Annotated in this window: 7 protein-coding genes; 5 read left to right on the forward strand and 2 right to left on the reverse strand. The window is 41.2% G+C overall.

What is annotated here, in order from left to right; genetic code table 11:
* The first annotated feature begins 78 nt into the window (after positions 1-78).
* On the forward strand, positions 79-534 hold the full coding sequence (locus GNF10_RS33045; protein ID WP_260446101.1) for a two-component system response regulator: 456 nt from the start codon (positions 79-81) through the stop codon (positions 532-534).
* Here the strand turns inward: GNF10_RS33045 and GNF10_RS33050 are convergent.
* Together GNF10_RS33050 and GNF10_RS33055 are read right to left on the reverse strand one after the other, a co-directional pair.
* Positions 531-1,748, reverse strand: a complete 1,218-nt coding sequence (locus GNF10_RS33050) for an ABC transporter permease (protein WP_185580516.1) — start codon at positions 1,746-1,748, stop codon at positions 531-533. The two genes, GNF10_RS33045 and GNF10_RS33050, sit on opposite strands and share 4 nt — an antisense overlap.
* A gap of 42 nt (positions 1,749-1,790) precedes the next feature.
* Positions 1,791-3,257 carry an efflux RND transporter periplasmic adaptor subunit gene (locus GNF10_RS33055; protein WP_185580517.1) on the reverse strand — a complete coding sequence of 489 codons (1,467 nt, stop codon included), beginning with the start codon at positions 3,255-3,257 and terminating at the stop codon, positions 1,791-1,793.
* 740 nt (positions 3,258-3,997) lie between these two features.
* Between GNF10_RS33055 and GNF10_RS33060 the strand changes: the two genes are divergently transcribed.
* From GNF10_RS33060 to GNF10_RS33075, 4 genes are all read left to right on the forward strand, one after another.
* A complete protein-coding gene (locus tag GNF10_RS33060) occupies positions 3,998-5,098 on the forward strand; it encodes a fatty acid desaturase (RefSeq protein ID WP_185592649.1) in 1,101 nt (366 codons plus the stop codon).
* Between the two features lie 330 nt (positions 5,099-5,428).
* On the forward strand, positions 5,429-6,439 hold the full coding sequence (gene trpS / locus GNF10_RS33065) for a tryptophan--tRNA ligase (protein ID WP_185580518.1): 1,011 nt from the start codon (positions 5,429-5,431) through the stop codon (positions 6,437-6,439).
* A gap of 58 nt (positions 6,440-6,497) precedes the next feature.
* Positions 6,498-7,418: a methylenetetrahydrofolate reductase gene (locus GNF10_RS33070; RefSeq protein WP_185580519.1), complete on the forward strand. Its 921-nt coding sequence runs from the start codon at positions 6,498-6,500 to the stop codon at positions 7,416-7,418.
* Between the two features lie 127 nt (positions 7,419-7,545).
* Positions 7,546-8,177, forward strand: a 632-nt coding sequence (locus tag GNF10_RS33075) for an Rpn family recombination-promoting nuclease/putative transposase (RefSeq protein WP_185607373.1), incomplete at its 3' end; no start/stop codon positions are given.

Below are 8,177 nucleotides of genomic sequence, written 5' to 3' on the forward strand. Positions count from 1 at the left end.
CACTCAACTTGGTGGTCAATCTTTTACTCCTGAGTAGCATTTCTTCTAACTCCCGAAAAAATGGGCGAACCGGGAGTTATGAATTTAATCAATGGCTTTTGCTTGGCAGATGGGATACTCAAAGGTGTAGAAGTACTCGTTATAGACAACGATCGCGATAGTAGAGATTTGTACACATTTTTACTCGAAGATCACAGTGCAAATGTAATTACTGCTGGTTCAGTAAAAGAAGCTTTAGAAATTCTGAGTTGGTTCACACCCAACATTCTTGTCTGTGAAATTAGGTTTTTAGGTGAAAGTATTTATACATTGCTAAATACATTGAGTGCTATGGAAGCAAACAATGGAAATCATATCCCAATCATTGTGACTTCAACATCTAGCACAGGTACGCATGACCAAATTCCAAATGTCGAGTTTGAAGAATATTTACTTAAACCATTCGATCTTGACAAATTTGTTTCCATGATTAGGAATCAAGTACAGGAAGATGTAGCGGAAAATTCTTGTCCAGATGTATTAGTTTTACACTAAGCACTTCTCAAAGCCACAATCGGGTCGAGTTTAGCAGCGCGACGTGCAGGAACAACACCAAAGAATAAACCAATACCACCAGAAACACCAACTGCCATAGTAATCGCTGTTGGAGAAAGTGCCGCTTCTAAGGGAGTCAAAGCTCCCACTAATAGAATGCCACTGACACCAACCGCAGTCCCAACTAAACCACCAGCTGCGGAAACTATTACTGCCTCAATAATGAACTGTAGCAAAATATCTTGCTCAGTTGCCCCGATCGCTTTCCTTAATCCGATTTCTTGAGTGCGTTCGGTGACGGAGACAAGCATAATATTCATAATCCCTATGCCGCCGACAAACAACGATATCCCTGCGATCGCTGCTAGCATAATTGTCAATGCACCTGTGATTTGACCGACAGTTTGCAAAGCATCCTTTTGAGAGCGGATAGTAAAGTCATCTTCACCATTAATTTTGTGCCGTAGACGCAGCAAATTAGCAATTTGAAATTCTGCTGCATCCACACTCTCTGAATCACGAGCGGCAGCAACGAGATAATCTAAAGCAATACCATAGGGAGAATTCTTTCCCACAAGTCGGTTGGCTGAGGTTGTGATTGGTATGAGCGCAGCATCATCATAATCTGCTCCCACACTGGAACCTTTGGCTATTAATGTCCCAATCACTTGAAAGCTGGTATTTCCAATTCGCAATTGCTGACCAATAGCGTTACTATTACCGAACAGTTTTTCTGCCAAGTCTCCACCTAAGACAACGACTTGGTTACTTCGCTTAATGTCTACCTCGCTAAAAAATCTGCCTTTAGCAGTTTCAAAATCCCGCACTGATAAGAAGCTGGGAGTTGTACCAATGATGTTGACATCAGTGTTTCGGTTGCTATATGTAACTACCTGTCTCCTGTTTAACTCTGGTGCAACTCCTACTATTGTTGGTACTTGAGAAGCGATCGCATCGGCATCTTGTAACACCAGAGTTTTTGGCACTTCAAAGGAGATACGCTGAGTTTCTTGATTACCTGGCAGTATAAAAAGCACATTTGGCCCTAATGACTCTAGCTGTTTATTCACGTATTTTTGCCCACCTTCGCCAATACCAATCATGGCAATTACTGAGGCATTACCAATAACTATACCCAACATCGTCAGGGCACTACGCAGCTTATTTGACAGCAGGGTTTTCCCCGCCATTTGGACACTTTCTAAAAAATTCATGTCTTAAAAATTACGAATTACGTTAGCGACGCAGGAGCGTCATTACAAATTACTCTTTTCTTTTGCTTTCTCGATTTTGTAGTCTTTGGGTGGATTAACAAAAACGCGATCGCCTTCTTTAACTCCCCCTAATATCTGAGTTTGGTCTTGAATCTGTGCCCCAACTGTAATTTCGCGGAACTGGGGTTTATTCTTTACATCTGGTATAAGTACACCAGTTTGACCCTTTTCGGTGACAATTGACACCGTTGGTAGCACCAAGGCATTATTGACGCGATCGCCTAAAAAAGTCAGATCTACATTTAAGCCAGAACGCAATTTATCCGTACCAGTATCCAGAGCAACCCGCACCTGGAAGGATGTCACACCTTGTTCCACCACCGCTTCGGGGGCAATTAAGCGCACATGACCTTTAAAAACTTGATCGGGATAAGCATCAGCGACAATTTCCACCTGCTGTCCCGGTTTAATCCTGCCAATATCGGCTTCAGGAACTTGAGCTAATATTTCTAACCCACGTGCTACAGCAACAATTGAACTAGAAGTTGCCGATGCGCTAGTAGAAGCAGAAGTGGTGGGTGTGACAAAAGCGCCAGGTTCGGCATACTTTTGGGTAACAATTCCCGAAAGCGGAGCGCGAATAATTGTATCTTCCAACTGCACTTGCACACCTTTCAATTGAGCTTCAGAACTGGCTACAGCCGCTTGGCGCTGGGCAATTTCCTCAGAACGAGTACCATCTTCTAACAGTACCAATGCTGCCCGTGCTTCATTAACAGCTGCTTGACGTTGGTCGATTTCCTCAGTCCGAGTCCCACTTTGGACTAACGACAATCGTTTTTTAGCTTCTTCTAAACTGGCTCTAGCACTCTTGTCTTCGCTGATGGCTTGATCGAGTAATTGTTTTTTCTCTGCTCCCTCTTTATATAGGTATTGGTAGCGCTTTACCTGTTCGCTGGTGTAATTCACCTTAGCTTGAGCCGCATCTACTTGGGATTGAGCTTGAGCAATCTCTTGGGGACGATTACCAGCCCTAGCTTGGGTTAGCTGCGCTTGAGCTTGTGCTAACCGCGCCTTAGCTTGAGCAATTTCTTGAGGACGACTACCAGCAAGGGCTTCGGCAAGTTGTGCTTGACTTTGGGCTAGGTTAGCACGATACTGACTCCTTTGAGCCTCAATACCTGCGCTATCCATGCGGGCGAGGATTTGCCCTTGTTGAATGCGATCGCCTTGTTGTACATATAATTGCGATAGCACTCCGGGGTTCTTCGGACTAATATTTACACTCTGAACTGGTACGACTTTACCACTAGCTGTAATTCTCAATGTGACGTTTTTCGCCGCCACTGGCACAGTTAATTGAGCAATATCTTCTTTTGTCCCTTGATTTATCAGGGTGTAGGTTGTGATACTACCAACAACCAAAACACCTCCTGTTATCAGACCCATCAGCCAGCGTAATGGATATTTAACTTTGCCAACAACAGGAATTTCTATGTGCGTAGCCATATCTGAAAGCCTAATTAATCTTGCTTTATGGGAGTAGCCTGTAGTTAAAGGGTGAGTACAGGAATGGGGAATTGTTAAAATTTTTCGATTAAATCTTTATTAATAAGCTAACAACTAGACGCATAATTAGCTTTATAGTTGCTTAATATTACTTCATGATAGGTCTTACATCTCTGTATGCCTTCACCTGAATGGGTGAGTTTATACCATTCCTGTTTGAAGATGCGCCTATAGGCTGATACAAAGCTAAAGGCTGTGCGGAGATTAGTCACTCCTACTTAGAGGTAAGCTACGCAAAGCTTCTGGTAGAGAAGTGGCTACTCTACAAGTTTTTCTAAGGACTAACCGCAGAATATTGCCACATTGTTAGGCAAAACTTCACCAGCAGACTGACTTACAGCAGTTTGCTTTTTAATGAGGTACAAAGTGTAGGACTCAAAATTAGATATGAAGAGTTTCTATATCCTGCTTTCTACCTCAAAAACCGTAGCTTTGTACTTCATACAAAAGAAAAATGCTGTATTTTCTAAAGAAACTGGTTTATTAAAAAAACCGGGTTTGTCGAGTCTTTAATTGTTGATTACTTTTTTACAATAGACCTCTTGCACAAACGAAGACCTTCCATTCATACCTTCAAAATTCGTGCAAGAGGTCTAATAAATTTTTTGCCATAAATTATGTTAAGTTTTGAAACTTTTGATTGTAAAATAAATTAAATAAAGAAAAAACAATAATTATTTATGGAAGTTAGTAACGCACAAAAGTTCATTCGTCAAGCAGAGTATGCAAAAAAATTGCGTCCCTTGCTTCCTGCCGAAGCATTTCTCCCTGATCCAAGTAAATTATTTATTCTATCAATTAATTGGGCAATTCTGATTATAGGCTGGGCGATCGCATCTTATCTAGATCGTTGGAATTTATATTTTTTATGGCTTTATTTACCTTTAGCTGTAGTAATGGGTAATAGTGTTATTGTCTTGCTATTTAGCTCCCATGATCTGATGCACGGTAGCGTCATTAAAAACTCCCCTATAGTCAAAATTATGAGCTTATTAGGGCTAGCGATGTTGTGGATGCCACCCACATTGTGGAAAGCAGTACATAATCGAGAACATCATAATAAAACTAATTCATTGGCAGATCCCGATCGCAATTACTTATACCAGCAGCCGAAAACTTGGGGTAAATGGATTCAAGATGTATGCGTACCCTCTGCGGAAGTTAATCCTATCAGTTTAATAGTAGGAATGGCAACCGCATGGGGAACACATAATCTTCGAAATCTGACCTCAGTGCTATTTTTTAATAGTGAATCTGTAAGTTTTGTTCCTGCTGCTTTTACAGTTAAAACTAAAGAACGTTGGTTAATTGCGGGTGAACTTTTTGTAATTGTCATGATTCATTTGAGTATCTTGACGTATTTACAATTTAATTTCCTAAAAATCGCGTTGAGTTACTTTTTGCCGATTGGAATTGGTTATGCTGGAGCAATATTTTACATCTATACAAACCACATGCTTTGTCAGATGACAAGTGTCAATGATCCACTGATTAATAGTATTTCTCTGCGTGTTCCTAAAATAGTTGACAAATTGCATTTAAATTTTTCTTATCATACAGAACACCATATTTTTCCAGGAATCAACTCTGACTATTATCCCCTAGTGCAAGAATTATTAAAGATACACTATCCTGAGCGTTTAAATTTATTGGATGCCAAAGATGCTTGGAACTTGCTTATGCAAACACCAAGGCATTACAAAAATGAAGATACTTTTACCGATTGGTCGGGAGAAAAGTCTGTTCCTTGCACTATCATCGAGAATTACAAAATTAAGTAAGCTCGACTTTATTAAAACAGAATTCAAGAATGTGGAATCAGAATATCCTTTCAGGGAAGCAAGCTACAGAATGAATTTCTGTCCGATAATTGGTTCTTTTTCCATTCCCCCTGCTCCCTGGTTCCCTGCTGTCTTTACGATGCTCTCACAAAATTGCATTGTTCTCACTCCCATATTTCAACGGCGAGTTGCGCTGGAAAATGTCAAAATTAAATGAGTTTTGCGTAGGCGCGTTGGCGTTGGTACAGCTTCTCGCACAGAAGAGAAGCGACTTTTCACCAGACATCGCCACTTTATTAGCGCAGATTTGAGATAACTTAGTTGAAATTTATGGGCAAGCAACGTGTTCTTTCTGGAGTTCAACCAACGGGCAATTACCATCTAGGTAACTACTTAGGAGCCATTCGCAACTGGGTAGAAGGTCAGAGCGAATACGAAAATTACCTCTTTGTGGCTGATTTGCACGCGATTACAGTGCCACACGACCCGAAACAGTTGGCAGCTGATACCTACACTCTTGCTGCTCTTTATCTAGCTTGTGGTCTTGATTTAAATCACTCCACCATCTTTGTACAATCTCACGTTTCAGCCCACAGTGAACTCACCTGGTTGCTCAACTGCATTACACCTCTAAACTGGCTGCAAGACATGATCCAGTTTAAGGAAAAAGCTGTTAAGCAGGGAGAAAATGTGAGTGCAGGTTTGTTGGATTACCCAGTTTTGATGGCGGCTGATATTTTACTTTACCAAGCGGATAAAGTACCAGTGGGTGAAGACCAAAAGCAACACTTGGAATTGACAAGGGATATTGCAGCTCGGTTAAATCACCAATTTGGTAAACCAGATCAACCAGTTCTAAAGTTACCAGACCCTTTGATTCGTAAGGAAGGGGCAAGGGTGATGAGTTTAGCGGATGGTACACGCAAAATGTCAAAGTCCGATCCTTCGGAGTTAAGCCGAATCAGTTTGCTAGATTCACCCGAACAGATTCAATACAAAATTAAGCGTTGTAAAACCGATCCGATTCGTGGGCTGACTTTCGACGATCCAGCGCGCCCAGAGTGTAATAATTTGTTGACGCTGTATACATTGCTTTCTGGGAAGAGAAAGGAAGATGTAGCAGTTGAGTGCCAAGATATGGGCTGGGGACAATTCAAGCCATTGTTGACAGACACAATTATTGAGTCCTTGAAACCAATCCAAGAAAAATATAACTCGGTAACGACAGATAAAAGCTATTTGGAGTCTGTATTACGGGATGGAGGGGAAAAAGCTAGAGCGATCGCAAATCAAACTTTATCACAAGTAAAAGCTGCTTTAGGCTACTCGCTTCCTCTCTAAGCTTTCGCTTTTAGGTGTGATTTGCTATACCATTTAAGAAATTGAAATTCTTAATTTTATGTATCACACCCATAGCCCCACAGCCTTCCGTAGAGCTGTACAAGCAGGTGAATTTCTAGTTACCGCCGAGGTAGCACCCCCGAAAGGGGGAAATCCAGCGCACATGATTCAAATGGCGGCGACTCTTAAGGGAAGGGTTCATGCTGTCAATGTTACTGATGGTAGCCGCGCAGTGTTACGGATGTCTTCGTTAATCGCGTCGGTGATTTTGTCACAAAATGGTATAGAGCCGATCTGTCAAGTTGCTTGCCGCGATCGCAACCGCATTGCTTTACAAGCAGATTTAATGGGCGCTCATGCTTTAGGTATCCGTAATATTTTAGCTTTGACTGGCGACCCAGTAAAAGCAGGCGATCATCCAGATGCCAAAGCAGTGTTTGACTTAGAAGCGGTGCGACTGCTGCAACTAATTCGAAAGATGAATCAAGGCGTTGATTGCAACGAAAAACCTTTGACTGATGGAGCGCTAGATTTATTTGTTGGCGCAGCAGTAGATCCGCAATGTAAGAGTTGGTCGGGTTTACAAAGTCGATTTGAACGCAAAATCGAAGCCGGAGCGCAATTTTTTCAAAGTCAGTTGATTACCGATTTTGATGTCCTAGAAAAGTTTATGGATACCATTGCATCTGGCTATAAAAAACCGATTTTGGCAGGAATTTTTCTGTTGAAATCGGCAAAAAATGCTCAGTTTATTAATAGATGTGTTCCGGGTGTCAATATTCCCCAACATATTATTGATAGATTGGCAAAAGCCAAAGAGCCTTTTGAGGAAGGGATAAAAATTGCCGCCGAACAAGTGCAGATAGCACGGCAATTGTGTCAAGGTGTCCATCTGATGGCAGTAAAGCGGGAAGATGCGATCGCACCAATTTTAGATTTGGCTGGGATTGCTCCAGTTAATCAGTTGGTATCTAAGTAAATGAGATAATGGTTTTTTAAATTCAAGCAGATGATGGTTACTATCTGCTTTTTTTAATGCGTAATCAGACGCGTATACGCTATTTTGATAAACTTTGAATATCCAATTTCCGCTTGACTAAATCCAAGTGCAAACTGACAAAATATTTTATAGCTTATTTCAATCTTTCCCTAGCATATTTTTTGCAATAATTGGCGATAATACTATCAACGTCAACGCATATCAATTTGTTTCAGTCGAACTAAAAGAAACGGCTTTTAGAATTGATGGGGTATTCATGCCCACAACTGAAACCACAAACCAACCACTCTACTTTGTTGAAGTCCAGTTTCAATTAGACCCGACTTTTTATAGACGCTTCTTTGCCGAAATTTTTCTTTACTTGCGTCAAAACGAATCAGTCAATTTTTGGCGTGCTGTCGTCATCTATCCACAACGAAGTTTAGATCCAAGCGATCAACTACCGTATCAATCGCTGCTAAACAGTTCACAAGTGCAACGCATTTATCTAGATGAATTAGATACGACGGAGAACTCACTTCAAGTTGCGATCGTTAAATTAATCATCGAAAGAGAAGAGACAGCCGTTGACAAGGGTAGAGAATTGATTTTACAAGCAAGGCAACAACTAGCAGATGAAGCAACCAGGAAGCAAATTGTAGAATTGATAGAGACTATCCTGTTACTCCCGGTTCGCCCATTTTTTCGGGAGTTAGAAGAAATGCTACTCAGGAGTAAAAGATTGACCACCAAGTTGAG

The organism is Nostoc sp. UCD121, assembly GCF_014222285.1.
Classification (GTDB): Bacteria; Cyanobacteriota; Cyanobacteriia; order Cyanobacteriales; family Nostocaceae; genus Nostoc.

Coding starts and splice junctions, on each gene's coding strand:
- GNF10_RS33055 (WP_185580517.1), bottom strand. CDS start 3,257: ATGGCTACGCACATAGAAATTCCTGTTGTTGGCAAAGTTAAATATCCA.
- GNF10_RS33045 (WP_260446101.1), top strand. CDS start 79: ATGAATTTAATCAATGGCTTTTGCTTGGCAGATGGGATACTCAAAGGT.
- GNF10_RS33070 (WP_185580519.1), top strand. CDS start 6,498: ATGTATCACACCCATAGCCCCACAGCCTTCCGTAGAGCTGTACAAGCA.
- trpS (WP_185580518.1), top strand. CDS start 5,429: ATGGGCAAGCAACGTGTTCTTTCTGGAGTTCAACCAACGGGCAATTAC.
- GNF10_RS33060 (WP_185592649.1), top strand. CDS start 3,998: ATGGAAGTTAGTAACGCACAAAAGTTCATTCGTCAAGCAGAGTATGCA.
- GNF10_RS33050 (WP_185580516.1), bottom strand. CDS start 1,748: ATGAATTTTTTAGAAAGTGTCCAAATGGCGGGGAAAACCCTGCTGTCA.